We start from the raw sequence: 17,272 nt of genomic DNA on the forward strand, positions 1-17,272 counted from the left end.
ACTCGGTGTCACGTTCACCATGATCGTTTGAGGGTCGGAGACCCGTACACAGCGCGAGTTACCTCCCCGGCGGTCCTGAGATGATCTTGTTTGGGGGTAACCCCCCGGGGTCGTCAGGGGGTCGGGGTCACTTTGCGTGACAGTCGCCGCCTGCCGGAATGTCCAGATTGACCAGGAGCGGGGTCACCCGTTCGTCCTTCCAGGCCTCGTTGGGGTGGCGCGGGTCGACCAGCCGCCGGCCATCCTCGTTGACCCGGTGGGTCAGGTAGCGGATGAGCTGCTTGTCGCCGGCCCGCTCGATGCTGAGCCAGTCCAGGGCGACCGCCTTGGGGTCGATGCCGTTGCCCTGGAGCCACTGGGCGAGCGCCTCGCGGTGCTCCATGACCTCATCGTGGCGGAGCAGCCTGACCACAACAGCATCAGGCTCAGGAGCAGGAGACGAAGCAGGAGCAGGAGCAGCAGACGTGACCGCAGGCTGATGCTCGAATCGCGAAGGCAGTTGGCCGGGGCTGGAGGCGCGGCGTAGCCGGGCCGTGGCTGTGGCCGTAGCGTCGGCGCTGCTCTGGCCGAGGTCGCCGAGGTGTAGGTGGCCGTCGGGCTGGGCGTCCTGGCCAGTGCGCTCGGTGCCGCTCATGCGTGCCATCCTCCGGGTTGCTCGGCTGCGGTGTGGCTGCTGTGGCAAGGGCCGCAGAGTCCGCGGCCGTGCTTCGGGTCGTTGGGGTCCAGGCCGGCGGCGACGAGGGCGCGCCGGTCGGTGGGGTGGTGGTCGGCATGCCGGGACGGTTGCCCGCACGACTGTCCGTGTCCGTGTGCGGTGTCGGTGCACACGCACAGCGGGTCGCGTTCGAGGACGGGGCGGCGGAAGCGGCGTTCGTGGTCGCGGTCGTAGCCGCGCTGCCGGGCGCTGCCGCGCCGCTGTTCTGCCTGCCGGCGGTGGTCGTCGCACTTGCCGTGCTGGGTGTACTCGGGGCAGCCGGGCGCCGAGCAGACCCGCCAGCGCAGGGACTTGGGCATCGGTCGCTCCTGTCCTACGGTGACGGCCTACGACTGGAGGGGGTTGCCGTGGCTGGTGGACGTTCGGACTGGGCGCTTGGGGTGTTCGCGGTCGGGCTGCTGCTCGTGTTCGCGGCCGTCATCAAGGGCTGGTGGCTGTTGCTGCTGCCTGCGGCGTGCCTGATTGTGGGCGCGGTCGCGGGGACGACCAGGGCGCGGCGGTCGGGCCAGGCGCCGGATGTGACGGTGCGGCCGGGCGGTAGTGGCCGGCCGTGGCGCCGTGGGGATCGAGACTGAGGCACGGCCCGGACACGACGAAGCCCCGACCGGATGCCTGTGCGGTCGGGGCTTCGTCGTGCGTCTGTGGTGCCGGTTGAGGGCACAGTTGTTCACCGAGATCGTTACACGCGGCTGACCTGCGGTCAAGCGGCGGCCTTGCTGGCCCGCTTGGCGGCCAGGGCGGTGACCTCGTCCACGGCGAACCAGCGCTGTCGGGGGCTGCCGCCGACGTGGTGCAGCTGGCCGCGGTGCACGAGCAGCCGCACGCCGCCCAGACCGATGCCGAGCACGCGCGCGGTCTGGTGGGCGGTGAGGTAGCCAGGGCGGATGATCTGCGACTCCATGCCTCCATGATGCGGCAGCAGAACGGCCCCTGACTGGTGATGTCAGGGGCCGGTGTCAGGGGGCCGTCTGACACCCATTTCCCTAGGTGGGCGCGGTGTCAGGCGGCCGTGACGGTGTCAGGTGTCACGCGGGTGTCAGGGCGGGCACGATGCGCCAGCGGCCGGTCTGGCTGGTGGCCTCCAGGCGCCCGTCCAGGGCGGCCTCCTTGAGCCGCGCGGACACCCAAGGGCGGGAGAGGTCGTTGGCCTCGCACCAGTCCATGAAGTCCTTGGGGCCTACGACCATCTGTCCCTTCTGCTCGAACTCCGCCAGGGCCTGAGCGAACAGGCGCCGACCTTCCGCAGGGCCGGGCTTACGGCCGGCCCCCTGCCCGAACAGAGGGATGTCGTCGCCATCCTGCGCTTCGGGCAACTCGGCCTCGGGGTCGATGTCCATGTCTTCCGGGTCCACCAGGGGGCCGGTCATGGGCTCCCCTTCCTCGGCGGCCGGGGCCGCCTGCTCGTCGTTGGCTGTAGCCGCACGGTCGGTGTACAGCTTGCCAGCGACACCGGCGGCCGCGGTTGCGGTCACAGGGTCGATGCCCATGCGGATCGGCTCGAACGCGCGGGCCACCCACTCCAGGGACACCGGGTCGTTGCGAAACGTCCGGGACGGGGTCGACCACAGGTCGGCCTCGACGCCCGCGGAGCAGAGGTAGCAGTAGCCGGGCCGCTTGTTGCCCCAGGCTCCAGGGTTGGCGCCGGCGTCGAGGACCTCGGAGGGCAGGGCGAATCCGGCGTCCCGCTCGTCCACGCCGAAGCAGAGGGCGGCGGGCAGGCTCGCCCGGGTGTCGGTGCTGATCTGGTAGCCGGAGGCGCGCTGCATGGAGATGACCAGGCTGGCGCCAGCGCTCCGGGCTTCCTGCGCGATGCCGGTGAACACGTCGTCGTCGGTCGCGCGCAGGGTGTTCGCGGCTTCCTCGAACCAGGCGAGCAGGTAGGGCATACCGGGGCACTGGCAGGCCGCGCCCTTGCGGCAGGAGTGCGCCGGGTCGGTCTGGACCTCGGCGGCCGCAGGCTCCCATGACCGGTACGCGTGGTCACCCAGCCACTTCTGACGTGCGGGAATGGCGGCCTTGAGGGCCTCGATCATGATTTCTGCGCCGTCGCCGGTGTCCACTACCCAGTCGCAGGCCGGGAAGGCTTCGCCGAGGTCCTGGCCGCGCTTGGGGTCGGACAGCCAGACGGCGACGTCGCGGCGGGTCAGGGCCTCGCACAGCACGTCCATGGCGCCCTCGGTCTTCCCTGCACCGGTCACGCCCATGATGAGCAGGTGGATGGCCTGGGGCAGGGTGAGGACGAGGGGGCGGCCGTCGTCGTAGACGCCGATGACCAGCGGCTCAGCGATCGATCCGCCGGGGGAGGACGGGCCGGGCCACCAGATGACCTCCTTCAGCATGTCCATGGGCACCACGGTGAACGTGCCACGCCGGGCCGAGTCGGGGTCAGGCCGGTTGCGCACGGCGCTGGTCGGGACGTCGAGGGCAGAGGCGATGCGCGGCAGGGCCTTGGAGACGTCCTCGTGGGTGCCCTCTCCTGCCGGCAGCGCGTAGGGCACGGTGACCTTGTTGGGCTCGACCTTGACGTTTCCGATCTGCGTGCGAGCCAAGCCCACCTTCTCCAGCAGGCCCTTGTCGCTGCTCTCCCCGACAGCATCCGGGTTGCGACGCATGATCATGCGAACGTTCCAGGTCAGCGCCATGACGGGGCCGCCCATCAGGTACAGGTCATCGATCGGCCCTGCGGTCGGCCCAGAGATGCAGGCCGCGGTGACCCAGGCGGTTCCTGCGGCCACGGTGATGGCCGAGTGGAGGCGCCGCTGCGCGCTGGTCGACCTACCCGCCCACCAGGTGGCGCCGGTCAGCGCCACCGAGGCGAGGGTGAGGCCAGCACCGGCCCATGCGCTGTCGCCCCATCGCCAGTGCCCGAGGGCGCCGGCCACGCCCACGCCCGCAACGCCCAGCCAGGGCGGCAGGTGCGGCTTGGCCCGGTGCAGCAGGTACTTGCCCACGCCCCCGGCGTCGGAGGCGCCTCGCAGCTGCGCCTCATGCTGCTGGTCGGTGTTCTTCTCGGCCATCGCCGTGCCTCCTTACTGCTGGGACCAGTTGATGACGGGCTGCTGCGGGCGCCGGGCGCGGTGCCGGACGCGGTTGATCTCCTCCTCGTACTCCTGCTGGAACGTGGAGTACGCGGCGGCGGCGTTCTTCGCCGCATCCCGGAGGGCGTCGGCGGCCTTGTTGAGCTTGCGGGCGACCTTCTGGGCGCGGATGCGGGAGCCGAACGCGCGGCCCTGCGGGTCGGGAACGGCGGCCAGTACGCCCTTGAGGATCTCGGCGCCCATGGCGACCTCGATGGACAGGGTCACGGCGGCAGCCCGAAGGCTGTTGCAGTAGTTCCTGACCTCGGCCGGAGAGGTGAACTCCGGGGCGGGCAGCAGGTTCTGCGCGCTGGGCTGCCCGCCGCCCTGCCGGGCCGGAGCGCCGTTGGTGGTGCTCTTGCTGGCGTTGACGTTGACGGTAAAGCCGGGGGCGAAGGTACCGAAGTTCTTGGTGCCCTTGGCCTGCGATCCGTTGGCGCCGCTGGGCGCGGCCTTGGTGTTCGCCATTGGGGTGTCCTCCAGGACGTGGCGGCCGGTCAGCGGCCGGCGAGGTAGTCGCGCCACAGGGCGCGCAGGATGAGGAAGCAGCCGGTGGCGCAGGCCGCGGCGATGGCGATGGCGATGAACGCCATGGCGAACGCGAGGGCCAGGACGCAGGCGACGCAGGCGCCAGCACAGGCGAGGCCGCCGATGGTCCACCACTTGCGGGCATCGAATGGCGTGGGCTGCTGGTGGTCGTGCTGGCAGGTGTGGGGCTGTATGGCCTGGCTGATGGCCTGTGCGGTGAGCACGGCCTTGACCAGCTCCAGCTGCTGGGAGTCGATAGAGGCCTCGTTCGCGGCGGCGAGGGCCTTGTGCAGGGCGTCGTTGCTCATCGACGCCTCCCGCGGATCCGGGCGACGGCCCGGTGCCGCGGCCAGATGGCCGCCGCGACGCCGAGACCGAACGCCACCACAATCGGCTCCGTCACCAGGACCCCGACGAGACCGAGCAGGTTGGGGAAGGTGAGAACCAGGGCGAGCGCGAGGATGATCAGGGACCAGCGCATCACACGTATCCCCCGTTCCCCTCGTCGCGCTTCACCGGTGCCGGGGGCTTCTTCGCGGCCCGGGACAGGGCGGTGCGCACGTAGGGTTCGTCGACGACCAGGCGCCGGTGCCGGGCGATGTGCTCGACGATGTCCTTCGCCTTGGCGTCCGGTCCGAGGGCTGATGCGGCTTCCTCGACGGCGCCCTGGAGGTTCACGGGCGGCAGGGCGCTGACCTGCTGATGCGCGGGCGTATCGCTGCGCTGCACCTCGTACTCCGGGGGCCGCTGGCCGAGGACCAGGGCGACCGCGGCCGGGTCGATGGAGAACCCGTAGTAGGCAAGCACGGATGACAGCTCGGCGGGCGGCGCATCAGGTCGCGCATCAGCCGCGAGGCGGATCGCATCCACCGGGTCCATCCCAGCGAGGTGAGTACGGACCGCTTCGGTGGCCGACGGCAGGCCGGGCTTCGTGGGCGCTTGCTCGACGGCGGCCGGGGCGGCCGCGCTGAACATGCCGGCGAGCGCTTCATCGGCGCCTTCGGTGATGCGGCCGCGCTGCACCTCGACGAGAGCGGCGCCGAGGACCTGGTCGCCGACACCGACCTTCTCAGCGAGATCCCAGCTCTTACGCAGGGCCTTGGCGCGCTGCTTCTCGTCCGGGTGCCGGGCGGCAACCGCCTGGTGATAGGCGAGCTGCTGCACGGCATCCGCGTTCCGCCGCTGCGCCTCGGCGTCCACGCCGGTGGTGTAGACGACGACGCTCCGAGCGATGAACCCGAGGCCTTCGGCCGCGCCGGACATGGCGAGCGGGGTCACGGCATAGACGGCGGCATCGCGAGGACTGCTCGCGATGGTGACGCCGATGCAGGAAGCGGAGACGGGGGCGAGCCACATGCCGAGCCGGACGACCGCGGGGGACGACTGGCCGAGCATGGTCCGCCCAAGCATGATCAGCGCAAGGACGAGGGTGAGGCCCTCGCCAGCGGCGACGACGCCGGCCGCGGTGGCCTGCCGGTGGAACTCGGAGACGACGTTGGTGTAGGTGCCCGAGGCGCCGGCCGCGCCGACGGCGAGCATCAGCGCGGCAGCGGCCCCAAGGACGCCCATCTGCCAGCGGGTGAGGGAACGGGTGCTCACTGGCCACCGTCCTTGCGCTCGGCCGCCTTCTTCTCCTCGGCGTCGAGCCTGGCCCGCAGGAAGCTGACGTTCCAGGCAAGGTCCGCGGGGTCCTCGTCGAGGGCCTCGCGCACGGTGCGGGCCCAGCTGGCGCGCTCAAGGATCCGTCGGTCGTAGGCGGGGTCGTCGTGGGGGAGGGTGATCGCGTCGAGGACGGTAGTGAGGAGCGCGCGCAGGTCGCGGACCTCGGCGGAGGTGGGCTCGGTGCTCACTGGCGCTCACCCTGCTCGCTGTTGAGGAACGCGGCGATCTGGGGGAAATGCCGCTCGACGAAGTGGCGTGCCCGCTCCTCCTCGGTCTGCGGCTCGGCGCCGAGGGCGCGCAGCAGCAGGCGCAGGGATTCGCGGAGGGAGAGGACGCTGTCGCTGCCGAGCAGCTGCTGGGCGACGCCGATGGCGACGTCCAGGTCGCTGGGCACGTGCGGCTCGTCGTGGACGGGGCGCGCGGCGCCACCGGTGAGGGGCCAGGTGGGGTTCTGGCGCCGGAGGTGGGCCGTGCTGGCGTAGTCCGCGTCGGCGAGCTGGTGCAGCTTGGCGACGCGCTCCTGCGGGGAGCTTGCGCGCGCACTGGGGCGCGGGGAAAGATCGGTCATGCCGACTCCTGCTCGTATCAGGTAGTTCGGTGAAAGGCCGGGCGGTGCGCGCGCCGGGGACACCACTCCCCGAGCTGCTGCCCGGCCTTTCTTGCGTGCTCTAGCGTTCCATAGCCTGAACGCTTTGTACAGCCAATGGAACGCATCCGGTGCGCATCACGGCGAATCAGCAGGCTGGAAGGCCTGCAGCACCAGGTAGCGCTCAGGCCCGTAGGCGGTCCCGCACCAGCGGCATATCAGCGTCGTCTCGCCTGGCAGGCGGGAGATCACCGCCCCGCACACCGTGCCCTGGTCGTCCGTCACTGCCACACACGTGCCGATCCGCTGGGGCCTCGGCAGCGGGTCGCCGACGATGCTCCGGGCCTGGAGCTCCAGCTCCCTCACCTCGCGGGCGAGGTCGCCGGCCGCCGGGTACTGCGCCACGATCCAGTCGAGTTCCTGCGCCAGCCATCGGCAGTCCGCGGCGAGGCTTCCAGGCGGCGGTGCCCCCCGGTGGGGCCAGCGCACGCGCCGCACGTCCACCCGCCACAGGCGCATCGTCTCGGCCGCGCGGATCCAGGTGATCGTGTCGATCACGTCCTCATTGACCGGCGAGCGCGGGCCGGCCGCGCTCTTCGTGGCGACGATCTCGCCCCAGCCGGACCGGCGAGGCACCAGGCACTCGCCGACCTCGGCGTACAGGGCGGGTAGTTCTTGCAGCCCCGCGGCCAGCTGCTCCCGGTGCCGGGTGCACAGGTAGCCGCTGGCCGCGCGGTCGCACAGCTCGCAGGTGTTCACGGGGTGGTGCTCTCCTTGGGCTCTGCGAGGGCGTCGCGCACCCGCGCGGCGGGGACCTGCGCGTGCGTCCAGTCGTACGGGGCGACGGCCGCGCGGACGCGCTCGATGGTGGCCTGCGCCTGCTCCAGCTCCTCGGCGAGGCGGTCGCGGTCGACCTCGATCTCCTTCGCCTTGGCCTTCCAAATGTCGCCGCGGCGCCAGCCCTTGGAGGCGTTCGCGTACAACTCGTCCAGGGCGTCGTCGGTGGTGGTGCTGGCGGTGTGGCGCTTCATGCCGTCCTCCGCTGGTGCTCGTAGTTCTTGCAGGTGTGGTCATGGGCGGCGCCGGCGGATGTCCACCAGCGCTCGCAGCAGGCGGCAGCCAGGGCCGCGTCGACCACCTCGCCCGTGATGGGCCGGAGGCCGCAGGGGCGGGCGGCCCGCTCGGCGCGCACCGCGGCCGCGCGGCGCTCGTTGGCGGCGACGTACTCTCGGCCCGCGGCGACGGCCAGCAGCAGGGAGACACCGAACAGGCCGATGGCGTACCACCAGGCGTCTGCGCGGGCGCTGGTGACGGAGCAGTGGCCGGCGAGGGCGGCGGCGGCCAGGTACAGCCATCGCAGGGCGCGGTCGGGGAGGGTCACGGCTGGGCTCCGTTCTGCTGGGCCTCAGTGAGGTTGCTGTCGGGCATCTGTCCGCGGCGCGCTCTGGCGTCGGCTTCGGCCATCCGCTTCAGTGCCCGCTCGATGACCACCGCCCGCACCTGCCCCGCGTACACGGTGGCGAGGAGATGCTCCGACCGAGGGGTGAGGACCTCGCGGGCGGTGGGACGACGCTGCGGGCTCACCGGACAGCCCTCTCGGTCAGCCGCTTGAGCGCATCGTCGACGGTGAAGCCGTTCACGGTGACGAGGGGCGCCTGATCCCTGGCGAGCTTCAGCGCGGTGTCGAGGTCGAAGCGGTGAGCGTCCAGCCACTCGTCCTCGCGCTCGGAGGGGCGCATCTCGTACTCCCAAGTGCCGTCGGAGCCGAGGCACTGGGAGTGCCGCTTGACGGCCCACCGGCCATGGCCGCGGTATTCGACGGTGATCTCGAAGACGTGGGAGTCGATGCCGTCCTCGGGCAGGCAGTTCACGCTGTACTTGGAGGCCTGCACGATCGGCTCGCCGGGCTTCGGCAGCTCGGCTGGCGGCTGCTCGTCGGCCCACACGATCCGCGTCGCGCCGTTGTGCCCGTGGATGGCCACCGCGTCGCTCAGGCGGTCCCAGTGGACGGTTGACGGGCGGTCGCCTATCCAGCGCAGGGTTACGGTCCCATCGGGCCACAGGACGCCGTCGGCGATGTGGCCGGTGCCGGAGACGCCGCTCACGTCGTGGTCGCGTTGGAGACGAAAGAGACGGGGCTGGGTGGTCATGGTCTGTGTTCCTCCGTGGTGTGATGGGCGGGAGGCCGCCCCTGAATCCCGCAGGGGCGGCCGTTAGGCGTGGTCATCCGGAATGCGGCAGGGAGGCGCGCCAGGCCTCGACGACGGTCTTCGGGACGCGCCCGACCGGCGGGCAGTCGACACCGTTCGCTGCGGCCCAGGCGCGGACTTCGGCCGCGGGGTAGTCGACGGGCTTCCGCTTGGTCGGCTTCTTCTTCGGCGGCGCCAGCTCGGCCTCACGCGAACGGAGTTCGACGAGACGCTTCTCCAACTGCTCGGCCTCGGTCGTGATGGCGGTCAGCTCCTGGTCGGTGGCGTACCGCTTGCGGAGGCCTGCGAGGACAGCGCGGGCGCGGGCAGCCTGGTCCTGGACCTGGGGGTCGGGGTGTTCGTCGCCCCACTTGAGGAGCTGACCGACGGGGAGCGGCTGCGGTTCGCCGGCGGCGCGTGCCTTGAGGGGCAGGTCCGGGATGGAGGAGAGCTGCGGTACGGGCTGGGCCATGGGTGCGGGTCCCTTCTGGGCCTCGGGGAGGTGGAGGCGGTTCTGGCGGGCGGCTTCGGGGCCGCCCTGGGTGTCGATCTCGTCAAGCAGGCGGTGTAGGGCGGCGATGGTCACTTGTTAGCGAGCTCCAGCAGGACGTCGGCGTGACACGGTCGGCCGGGCGGGCACCAGCACATGAGGTCCCGGCCAGCCAGATCCCGCCGCATCACGTCGACCAGCTCCGGCCGCTCCGCGAGCCAGCGGCGGTACAGCTCGATCACCTGCTTCGGGGTGGCGTCCTGCACCAGGTGCCAGGTCACGGCGCCGTCGGGGTGGACGAAGGCGTGCCGCTGCCCCGACGCCTTGCCGAGGCGCCCTTCGTGCTCCCACTCGCTGCCGTCGAGCGCGGGCATACGAACCTGGGTGGAGTTGAGCGGGTAGGCGTTGCCCCAGCGGCTGCCGCGGCCGACGTAGACCGCGTCAGCGGGTGCGCGCCACCCCTTGGCGCGGCGGCGCTGGATCCGGCGGGGGGCGTCAAGGGTGATCTGCCGGTTCGTCATGCGTTCCTCCGTGGTGTGATGGGGGAGGTCCGGGCCTGATAGCGACAGGCCCGGACCGCTATGCGGCGGCGGGAAGGATGAGCTGGCCGAGGACGCGGCCGACGCGGTCCTGGTCGATGAGGTCGGCAACGTCGCCTGCGGTGCTGCCGCGCGGCACGTCGATGCCGATGCGCCGGCAGAGGCCCATCTGCTTCGAGGTCGGCTTCCCGGACCGCCACTGGGCCTGGCGTGCGACGAACGCGTGCGGGGCGAGGACCTTGGCCTGCTGCTCCAGCCAGGCCAGCGCCTCCGGCAGCGGGCGGGCCGTGTCGTCCTTGGGGGGCTGCACCCCGGTGCCTTCCGTCCAGCGGCGCATTCGGTACAGCCGGGTGCCGGGGTCGCGCTGGAGGAAGAGGAACATGGCGCCGGTCAGGCGGATGAACCACGTGCCCTCGGGGGTGCGCAGCCAGCGGATCGCGGACGAGCCGAACAGGTTGAACTCTTCGGCCTCGACCCGCGCGGTCAGGACCCTGCGCTTCTCGGCGGCCGCGGCCTCCTTGGCGACCTGGCGGAGCGTCTTGCCCTCCTCGGCCTGGCCGATCTCACGCTCGGTCAGGTCGACCATCGACGCGAGCTTGTGGCGGGTCGAGGCGCCCATGACGTCGAGCAGCAGGGCATCCCGTTTCCCGGGTGCCGGGCGCAGGGCGCGGCCGGCCATCTGGACGTAGAGACCCGGGCTCTTGGTGGGGCGGGCGATGACGGCGCAGGACGTGTGCGGGGCGTCGAAACCTTCCGTCAAGACCATGCAGTTGGTGAGCACCTGCACGTCCCCGGCGCTGTACCGGGCGAGCGTCGCGCGCCGGTCGTCCCGGCTCATGCCACCCCACACCGGGGCCGCCGTGATGCCGGCGGCCTCCAGCGCGGCAGCGGCGGCCTGGGCGGTCGCGACGGTCGGCGTGAAGACGACGCCCGGGCGGTCCCCGGCGTGGTCGACGTAGGCCTTGGCGATGGCGTCCAGCGCGCCCGAGTCCTCCAGCGCCTTACCCAGCTGCCCGTCGACCAGGTCGCCGCCACGGGTCCGGACCTTGTCCAGGTCCAGGCTGTCGACCGTGATGCGCTTGCCGCGGACGTCGCACAGGTATCCGTCGCCGATCATGTCGAGGATGTCGAGACGGAAGACGACGTCTTCCCAGACCTCGGCCAGGCCGCCGTCGGTGCGGGTCATCGTGGCGGTGAACCCGGCGACGGGAACCCCGCGCCAGGCGCCGAAGTGTTCGAGTACCTCCATGTAGGTGCGGGCCGCGGCGTGGTGGCACTCGTCCACGATGACCAGGCCGATGTCGCGGATGGCCTCGCGACGCTTGGCCACGGCCAGGGTCTGGACGCTCGCCACGATTACATCGGCGTCCGCGTGGTCGTCGCGCTGCGCCTTGACGATGCCGACCCGCAGCATCGGGTCGACGGCCAGCAGCTTGGCCGCGGCCTGCTCGATCAGCTCCTCGCGGTGCGCGATCACGAGGACGCGGCCGCCGTTGAGGGTGTCGAGCATCTGGTGTGCCAGGTGGGAGAAGACGACGGTCTTTCCGGCGCCGGTCGGGAGGACGACGGCGAGCCGGTTGGTGCCGGCGGCCCAGCCCTTGCGCAGGGCCTCGATGGCGTCGACCTGGTAGGGCCGGGGTGTGAAGGTCTGCGGTACGGCGGTAGCGGTGGCGGTGCTCACGGTTCACCTCGGTTCGGTTGCTGGGCTGTTGCGGGGAGTGCGGGGACTTGGCGGGAGTCCTGCGGGGACTCCCGCACGGTCCTGCGGTGGCGCTGATCAGCGGTTTTGCGGGGACGCGGGGACTTGCGGGGAGTTGGGAAATCCCTTGATGCCGGAGGCCCTCAGAACTGTCGTGCGACGACGTGCGGCACATGTGATGCGCGATGCATGCGAGACGCGCGCGCTATACAGGGGAGCGGGCCGAGTCCCCGCAAGTCCCCGCATCCCCGCATCCATGCAGGTCGCCCCGCATGCGGGGACCTGGCGAAGTCCCCGCACAGGTCCCCGCGAAGTCCCCGCACTCCCCGCAGGACGGCCGGTCACGACTCGTGCCCGCCGGTGCCGCGGTCGGCGTGGACCTCGACGCGCCACAGGTTCTGCTTCCTGTGGCTGTCGACGACCATCACGACCTTGTGGGTGCCGAAGTAGCGGCCAGCACGGGCCTTCAGCCAGATGCCCAACTGGTTCGCGCTCGGCGGCTCGTCGCCCTTGCGCGGCACGTGGGTGGGCAGTCCCTTGATGACAGCCCCCGTGGTCAGAGGCTCGCTGCCGTAGCTCTGCCGCCACATCTCCAGGAAGAGCGCCCACTCCTGCAGTTCGTCGTCCTGGTCGCGCGCCTCGTTGCGGTCGGCCATCCAGCCCTCGACGCCGAGGAAGTCGAGCAGGCCGGCCATGGTGCTGGCCCACTCGCTGTAGTCGCCTTTGCGGACGCGGACCTGGGGCGTCCCCGCGGCGACCCAGGCCCGGACGAGGGTGACGAGGGCGGCGACCAAGGTGGAAGCGTTGTGGCGCAGCCAGGGCCGGAGGTCGCCGACGGTGAAGTTGTCGCGCTGGTCAGGGTCGGGGCAGTCGGGGTCCAGGCGAACCCAGAGGACGCGACGGCCGTTGTCCCCGCCGGTGCGGAGGGCGTTGCCGGTGACGATCCAGAGGCGATCGTTCGGCATGGTCACCTTGGACGTGGCGCCCAGGACCCGGTCACCCCAGACCTCGGAGGTCAGCAGGGCGGACAGGACGGGCGACTTGATGATGCAGCCGTTCGGCAGGTTGTCGAGGACGACGACGGGCTGCCCGGTGCCGTACAGCTGCGTGGTGATGCTCTTCCGCAACTCGGTGTCGTTCTCGGGCCAGGCCGTGTCCGCGATGCCGTAGCAGTGCCGGAAGATGTCCTTCAGCAGGCTCTTGCCGGACCCGGCGGCCGTCGCGGTGAGCACGAACATCGGTGTCGGCCCGTGGAAGTAGGGCCGCAAGATCGGCGTCAGCAGCGCGCCCAGGTAGTGCGCGCGGTCGCTGGCCGCGACCCAGGGGAAGTCCTTCAGCACCTGGTCGAGGACGATGCTTTTGGCCCTGTCGAGGCTGTCCCGCGTCACCTGGGGGGCGAGGCGGCGCAGCGGCACCCGGGGCTCCAGGTACAGGCCGGTCGCCCGGTCGTAGCCGAGGGAGTCGAGCAGCGTGCCGTCGGGGCGGATGACCGGCGAGGTAACAACGCCCCGGAGGACGGGCAGGGGCCAGTCCTTCCGGCCGAGGATCGTGGAGCAGCTCTTGGGCATGAGCAGCTCGCGCTCTTCCTCCAGCTGCTCGGTGACCGGGTTTCGCTTCAGGGTGTAGCTGGTGAGGTGGTCGGCGAGGTAGGCGCGCAGGTTGTCGGTGCCCAGCTGCTGTACCACCGGGTCGTCGTTGTCGTCGCGGTACACCCAGCACGGCCCGCCGGACCGCTTGTACAGGTCGGGCAGACGGCCGTCGGCCATGAGTGCCAGGACGCCGTCAATGCCGTCGGCCTCGTTCGTGATGTCCAGCTCGGGACGGGACGACACAGAGCGCAGGTGGGGGCCGCCCTCGAATCCGCCCTCTTGGGGGTCGGGGGCGTGGTCGAGCGCCGAGGACCCGTCGGCGAAGTGCTGCGACTGCGCGGGCACGGAGGACAGGCGCCGGCGGGGCGGCTCGGTGCCGTACCCCTGGCGACGCAGCTCGGCGGCCGCGGCCTTGAAGTTGCCGCCGTGCTCCAGCAGCGTGTAGGCGCCGAACTTGCTGTAAGGCGTGTCGGCCTGGAACTCCGAGCCGGTGGCGAACACCCACAGGCGGTCTTTCTCCGGGTCGCGGCCAGTGGTGGCCTTGACGCTGCCGACGCCGTCGGCCCAGCCCCAGTAGGTGGTGTTGCCGCGCGTGATGATGGGCCGGAACGTGCCGCGCAGGATCTCGCCCCAGTCCGCGCGGGCCTCGTAGTCCTCGCCGGGCCGCAGGCCTCCGCCGGGCAGCGGCTCCGCCGCCTTGGGGGCCGTCTTCGGCGCCTCGGGCACGGGCATCTGGTCGACCATCCGGCAGATGTCCCGGATGGCGCCCATGGTGTCTGCGTCGAGGACGGGGATCGTGGCCGGCGAGCCTGCCACGCGGACGTAGGGACGGCCGGAGGCGTGGACGGCGGGGCCGGACGGCTCGACCAGGCCGTAACCGCCTTCACCGCGCGTCTCGATGAGGACGCGGACAATCTTCGTGTTGGGCTTCTCAGCGACCCGCTGACGCTCGTTGTCGTCCCACTCGTGTTCCTCGGCGAGTCGGGAGGCCAGCTTGCGGTTCGGCGGTACGGCGGCGCCGTCGAGGCGGACGCGGTAATGGCGGCCGCCGCTGGGCGACTCGGTCACCCAGCCGTTCAGGATCGCGGTCCAGGGCTCGCCGAGGCCGGAGGCCTCCATGATCTCGGTGACGTCGTTCAGCAGGCCCTCGCGGATGGCGAGGCCCTCGAACTCGATCAGCTCGACAGCACCGGATACGGCTCCGTAGACCACGGCGATGCCTCGCGGTCGGTCGCCGTCGAACCAGGCATCGTGTTCGGCGGGGGTGCTGCGGTTCACCTTGTACTGCATCCACGACACGGCCGGCCGCTTGCTGCCGTCCGCCTTGATGGGGAGGACGCACAGGCCAGCGTCGTGCAACTCGCGGGCGGCGGCCCGGAGATCGGCGGTCTGTGAGTCGGTCAAGGGGTGCCCCCGTGGTACGTGTTCAGGTGGTGTGTCTTGATGCCGGCGATGAAGTGCGCGACACCGAGGGCGCCGCGGCGGACCGGGAGGCCGTCGTTGCCCTCCAGGCGGTCGTTCGCGCAGACGGGGCCTTCCTTCGGCTGCGGGCAGCCGGGGCGGGTGCACTCGTAGCGGGCGCGGAAGTTGTCCATGTCCACGAACAGGGCGCCGTGGACGTGCTGGGGTGCGGCCGCACGGTCCGGGGTGTCCCGGGTGCGCGCGGCGGTGCTGCTCAACGCGCCGCCTGGGCGGCGGCGGCCTGGGACTCGGCGGTCAGGCGCTGCCCTTCGTAGAGCTCGGCGATGGCGGCGCGCAGCTGGGTGAGGGTGTCGGCGGGGTGCTGTCCCTGCGGAGCGATAGCCAGGCCGCCGGTAGCGGTCCAGATGACGATCGTCTCGGCCGGCTGCTCTTCCGCCGGCACGCGGGTCTCGTGCACGGTGATGCCGTGCTGCGCGGCGACCATCCGCAGGTCCTCGCGGCTGAAGACACGGTGGATCCAGGCGTAGACGGCCTCCGGGTCGCCGGTGCGTTCGACCAGTTCACCGATGGCGCCGAGGCACTCGGCCAGGGCGGGGTCGGTGGCGTCGGCGGCGGCCTGGGCGGCTGCGATGGCGCGCGCAGCCTTGAATGCGGGAAGCTGCTGCATGGGCTGCTCCGTTTCTCTACTTGCTGGTGAGGGCGGGCTGCTCGGACGGCGTCACCGGCTGGACCCCGGTGGCGCCGTCGCTGTGAGCGGCTGCTGCCGACTGGACCCCGGCAGTAGCGAGCAGGGAGAGGCCGAGGAAGCCGACCAGGTCGGCCTTCCGCACGCGCTTGGCGCGGCCGAACTCGAGCACCTCGATGGGGAATGCGCCCTGGCGGATCAGCTGGTAGCCGTTGCCTTCGCTGATGTTCAGGGCGGCGAACGCGGCCTTGACCGGGGGCATCGCGGGCAGGTCCAGGACCTGCTCCGGGGTCAGTGGCTCAACCTTCTTGACGCTCACACGGCCTCCTTCTGCGGCTGGGCCGGGATGAAGGTGCGGCCTGCGCGCTCCATCGGGATGAAGAGGACCAAGAGGTCGATGCCGATGGCGCGGGTTATCGCCTTGGCCTTGTCTTCGGGGACCAGGCGCTGGGTGCCGGACATGAGGGCGCCGATCGTGCCGTGCGCCACTCCGGCCAGGGCGGCGAGTTCGCGGCTGGTGACTGCCTCACCGGTGCCGGTGCGCTCCATGAACGTCTTGAGTCGGTCGCCACTGACGACCGCGTACATGGTGGGCGGGGTGGGGGTATCGCTCACGTTCACCTCACGGGACGGTCTGTTCATCGCACTGAACGGCGATGGACGTGAGCATTCCATGCGCTGAACGCTTTGTCTAGTCGATCGAACGTGCGCGGGCGCAGGTATGTAATTGGTCAATGACTCTCTGCGATCTGGCGTGATCGGCCGATGTGCTGAACAATCCGTCCAGTGCATGGAATGAACGGCCCAAGCGACCTGCCCGTACGTCTCTCTGGACAGTGCAGACCCTGAACGGCCCGTGAATACCTCTGACCGCAGGAGTGGCAGGATGAGCCCCATGGCCCCCAACGACACGTCTCCCGCTGGAACCACGCCAGCGCCTGAACGGCGGACACAGTTCGCCGACCTGATCCGGCGGCGGCGCGCGGAGCTGAATGAGGGGCTGTCCGCCTTCGCCGCCAAGGCGGTTGACGCGACCACGGGCACTCGGGTGACGCGCGGCTGGATCTACCGCCTGGAGACGGGCGAGACGATCACGCCCCCCCAGTATGAGGAGCTGCGCGCTCTCGCTGCGGCCTGCGAGCTGCCCGTGGAGACCCTCCAGGACGCGGCCGGCAGCCAGTTTTTCGGCGTCGACCCACTCATCGGCGGCTCATCAGAGGCCAAGGCCTACGTGCGCAAGCTGGACCAGCTGCCGACAGACCAGCGGGAGCGACTCCTGCGGCTCATCGACACCTTGGCTCCCCCGCATTCCCCCGAATGAGGAATGCATTCCGCATTGCATCACTCTGGGTGGCAGGCGTGAACCGACAGTAGACCTGTGGGACCTGTGATGCGATCATGCGGGTACCGCATCTACTGACCATAAGGTGCAGGTATGCGACCACATTCGAACGCATGAGCGATGGGTGGGGGAGGACTGCATGGCGTCAGCGCGTCCACGGGTCTGGTATGTCTTTTCGGACGACGTGCCCGACGGTGAACTGCTCGTACCGATCAGGACCGAACACGGATTGGCGGTCGCCGTGCGCCCCAATGCAGGCATGGACCAGTCGATGCTCGACCGGCTCAACGAGGTCGCGGACCATGTAGTGGGGGTGGGGCTGGTGCGTCTGGACGCCGGGCCGTCCGAGCCTCCCGAATGAAAGGAGTAGGCCATGCCGTCAGCGCGCCGCGCGGGGAGCGTCTACCGCCGATGTGAGTGCCGCGGGGGCGACGGCAAGCTGTTGGGTAACGCGTGCCCACAGCTGAAGAAGAGGGCCCACGGCTCTGTCGGTCTCCGTCAGGAGCTGCCGCCGGACGCCGAGGGCAAGAGACGCACATTTCGCAGGACCGGCTACGGCAGCGTGGCCGAGGCCCAAGGCGACCTGTCCCGCCTGCAAGCCATCCTCTCCCTACCGGGAGACGACGTGGAGGAACAGCGGCGCGTCGGCGACCTGCTCGCCGACATCGCAGCGCGCCGCGCTTCCATCCCAGAGATTTCTGAGGTGCAGCGGCGCCTCGGCGTGGGCGTACCGCTGGACGGTAAGGCCA

26 protein-coding genes and 1 pseudogene are annotated in these 17,272 nt (G+C 70.9%); 4 read left to right on the top strand and 23 right to left on the bottom strand.

Annotation, left to right across the window (positions count from 1 at the left end; all coding sequences use genetic code 11):
- Positions 1-127 precede the first annotated feature (127 nt).
- Both ACFC0B_RS39550 and ACFC0B_RS39555 read right to left on the bottom strand, forming a co-directional pair.
- Positions 128-634 (bottom strand): hypothetical protein, encoded by a 507-nt coding sequence (locus ACFC0B_RS39550; RefSeq protein ID WP_375847180.1) that lies wholly within the window; start codon positions 632-634, stop codon positions 128-130.
- The gene (locus ACFC0B_RS39555; protein ID WP_375989011.1) at positions 631-1,014 is read right to left on the bottom strand and encodes a holin; all 384 of its coding nucleotides are present in this window, start codon (positions 1,012-1,014) and stop codon (positions 631-633) included. Before ACFC0B_RS39555 ends, ACFC0B_RS39550 begins: the two co-directional genes overlap by 4 nt.
- A gap of 48 nt (positions 1,015-1,062) precedes the next feature.
- Between ACFC0B_RS39555 and ACFC0B_RS39560 the strand changes: the two genes are divergently transcribed.
- Positions 1,063-1,290, top strand: coding sequence for a hypothetical protein (locus tag ACFC0B_RS39560; protein WP_375989008.1), 228 nt, complete (start codon positions 1,063-1,065; stop codon positions 1,288-1,290).
- Between the two features lie 125 nt (positions 1,291-1,415).
- On the opposite strand, the gene ACFC0B_RS39565 is transcribed toward ACFC0B_RS39560, so the two are convergent.
- The 21 genes from ACFC0B_RS39565 to ACFC0B_RS39665 form a co-directional block, all read right to left on the bottom strand.
- Positions 1,416-1,616: a hypothetical protein gene (locus tag ACFC0B_RS39565; protein ID WP_375847215.1), complete on the bottom strand. Its 201-nt coding sequence runs from the start codon at positions 1,614-1,616 to the stop codon at positions 1,416-1,418.
- Positions 1,617-1,740: 124 nt separating this feature from the next.
- Entirely contained in the window at positions 1,741-3,732 is a 1,992-nt protein-coding gene (gene traB / locus ACFC0B_RS39570) for a plasmid transfer protein TraB (RefSeq protein ID WP_375847214.1), read from the bottom strand.
- Between the two features lie 12 nt (positions 3,733-3,744).
- Positions 3,745-4,260, bottom strand: coding sequence for a plasmid transfer protein TraA (gene traA / locus ACFC0B_RS39575; RefSeq protein WP_375847213.1), 516 nt, complete (start codon positions 4,258-4,260; stop codon positions 3,745-3,747).
- 29 nt (positions 4,261-4,289) lie between these two features.
- A complete protein-coding gene (locus ACFC0B_RS39580; protein ID WP_375847212.1) occupies positions 4,290-4,628 on the bottom strand; it encodes a hypothetical protein in 339 nt (112 codons plus the stop codon).
- Positions 4,625-4,801 (bottom strand): hypothetical protein, encoded by a 177-nt coding sequence (locus tag ACFC0B_RS39585; RefSeq protein WP_375847211.1) that lies wholly within the window; start codon positions 4,799-4,801, stop codon positions 4,625-4,627. Before ACFC0B_RS39585 ends, ACFC0B_RS39580 begins: the two co-directional genes overlap by 4 nt.
- Entirely contained in the window at positions 4,801-5,919 is a 1,119-nt protein-coding gene (locus ACFC0B_RS39590) for a conjugal transfer protein (RefSeq protein WP_375847210.1), read from the bottom strand. Before ACFC0B_RS39590 ends, ACFC0B_RS39585 begins: the two co-directional genes overlap by 1 nt.
- Entirely contained in the window at positions 5,916-6,170 is a 255-nt protein-coding gene (locus ACFC0B_RS39595) for a hypothetical protein (RefSeq protein ID WP_375847209.1), read from the bottom strand. The genes ACFC0B_RS39590 and ACFC0B_RS39595 overlap by 4 nt, the downstream gene beginning before the upstream one ends.
- Positions 6,167-6,550: a hypothetical protein gene (locus ACFC0B_RS39600; protein ID WP_375847208.1), complete on the bottom strand. Its 384-nt coding sequence runs from the start codon at positions 6,548-6,550 to the stop codon at positions 6,167-6,169. Before ACFC0B_RS39600 ends, ACFC0B_RS39595 begins: the two co-directional genes overlap by 4 nt.
- 156 nt (positions 6,551-6,706) lie before the next feature.
- A complete protein-coding gene (locus ACFC0B_RS39605; RefSeq protein ID WP_375989001.1) occupies positions 6,707-7,327 on the bottom strand; it encodes a hypothetical protein in 621 nt (206 codons plus the stop codon).
- Entirely contained in the window at positions 7,324-7,599 is a 276-nt protein-coding gene (locus ACFC0B_RS39610) for a hypothetical protein (protein WP_375988998.1), read from the bottom strand. The genes ACFC0B_RS39605 and ACFC0B_RS39610 overlap by 4 nt, the downstream gene beginning before the upstream one ends.
- Positions 7,596-7,949 carry a hypothetical protein gene (locus tag ACFC0B_RS39615; protein ID WP_375988995.1) on the bottom strand — a complete coding sequence of 118 codons (354 nt, stop codon included), beginning with the start codon at positions 7,947-7,949 and terminating at the stop codon, positions 7,596-7,598. The genes ACFC0B_RS39610 and ACFC0B_RS39615 overlap by 4 nt, the downstream gene beginning before the upstream one ends.
- The gene (locus ACFC0B_RS39620) at positions 7,946-8,152 is read right to left on the bottom strand and encodes a hypothetical protein (protein WP_375988992.1); all 207 of its coding nucleotides are present in this window, start codon (positions 8,150-8,152) and stop codon (positions 7,946-7,948) included. The genes ACFC0B_RS39615 and ACFC0B_RS39620 overlap by 4 nt, the downstream gene beginning before the upstream one ends.
- On the bottom strand, positions 8,149-8,718 hold the full coding sequence (locus ACFC0B_RS39625; protein ID WP_375869839.1) for a hypothetical protein: 570 nt from the start codon (positions 8,716-8,718) through the stop codon (positions 8,149-8,151). Before ACFC0B_RS39625 ends, ACFC0B_RS39620 begins: the two co-directional genes overlap by 4 nt.
- A gap of 73 nt (positions 8,719-8,791) precedes the next feature.
- Complete coding sequence (locus ACFC0B_RS39630) at positions 8,792-9,343, bottom strand: hypothetical protein (RefSeq protein WP_375847205.1); 552 nt, start codon at positions 9,341-9,343, stop codon at positions 8,792-8,794.
- Entirely contained in the window at positions 9,340-9,768 is a 429-nt protein-coding gene (locus ACFC0B_RS39635; protein WP_375847204.1) for a DUF4326 domain-containing protein, read from the bottom strand. The genes ACFC0B_RS39630 and ACFC0B_RS39635 overlap by 4 nt, the downstream gene beginning before the upstream one ends.
- A 58-nt stretch (positions 9,769-9,826) precedes the next feature.
- Positions 9,827-11,467, bottom strand: coding sequence for a DEAD/DEAH box helicase (locus ACFC0B_RS39640; RefSeq protein WP_375847203.1), 1,641 nt, complete (start codon positions 11,465-11,467; stop codon positions 9,827-9,829).
- Positions 11,468-11,826: 359 nt separating this feature from the next.
- Complete coding sequence (locus ACFC0B_RS39645) at positions 11,827-14,478, bottom strand: bifunctional DNA primase/polymerase (RefSeq protein ID WP_375847202.1); 2,652 nt, start codon at positions 14,476-14,478, stop codon at positions 11,827-11,829.
- Positions 14,475-14,753: a hypothetical protein gene (locus ACFC0B_RS39650; RefSeq protein ID WP_375847201.1), complete on the bottom strand. Its 279-nt coding sequence runs from the start codon at positions 14,751-14,753 to the stop codon at positions 14,475-14,477. The genes ACFC0B_RS39645 and ACFC0B_RS39650 overlap by 4 nt, the downstream gene beginning before the upstream one ends.
- Positions 14,750-15,163 (bottom strand): hypothetical protein, encoded by a 414-nt coding sequence (locus ACFC0B_RS39655; RefSeq protein ID WP_375847200.1) that lies wholly within the window; start codon positions 15,161-15,163, stop codon positions 14,750-14,752. Before ACFC0B_RS39655 ends, ACFC0B_RS39650 begins: the two co-directional genes overlap by 4 nt.
- Positions 15,164-15,179: 16 nt before the next feature.
- Positions 15,180-15,500: a hypothetical protein gene (locus ACFC0B_RS39660; RefSeq protein ID WP_375847199.1), complete on the bottom strand. Its 321-nt coding sequence runs from the start codon at positions 15,498-15,500 to the stop codon at positions 15,180-15,182.
- Positions 15,497-15,796 carry a helix-turn-helix domain-containing protein gene (locus ACFC0B_RS39665; RefSeq protein WP_375847198.1) on the bottom strand — a complete coding sequence of 100 codons (300 nt, stop codon included), beginning with the start codon at positions 15,794-15,796 and terminating at the stop codon, positions 15,497-15,499. The genes ACFC0B_RS39660 and ACFC0B_RS39665 overlap by 4 nt, the downstream gene beginning before the upstream one ends.
- A 280-nt stretch (positions 15,797-16,076) precedes the next feature.
- On the opposite strand from ACFC0B_RS39665, the gene ACFC0B_RS39670 reads away from it, so the two are divergent.
- The 3 genes and pseudogenes from ACFC0B_RS39670 to ACFC0B_RS39680 form a co-directional block, all read left to right on the top strand.
- Complete coding sequence (locus ACFC0B_RS39670) at positions 16,077-16,502, top strand: helix-turn-helix domain-containing protein (RefSeq protein WP_375988985.1); 426 nt, start codon at positions 16,077-16,079, stop codon at positions 16,500-16,502.
- A 160-nt stretch (positions 16,503-16,662) separates the two neighbouring features.
- Positions 16,663-16,884 (top strand): hypothetical protein, encoded by a 222-nt coding sequence (locus ACFC0B_RS39675; protein ID WP_375847196.1) that lies wholly within the window; start codon positions 16,663-16,665, stop codon positions 16,882-16,884.
- Between the two features lie 12 nt (positions 16,885-16,896).
- Positions 16,897-17,272, top strand: a pseudogene (locus tag ACFC0B_RS39680) (site-specific integrase); the annotation flags it as partial.

Origin of the sequence: Kitasatospora sp. NPDC056184, from assembly GCF_042268405.1 — a bacterium.
Classification (GTDB): Bacteria; Actinomycetota; Actinomycetes; order Streptomycetales; family Streptomycetaceae; genus Kitasatospora.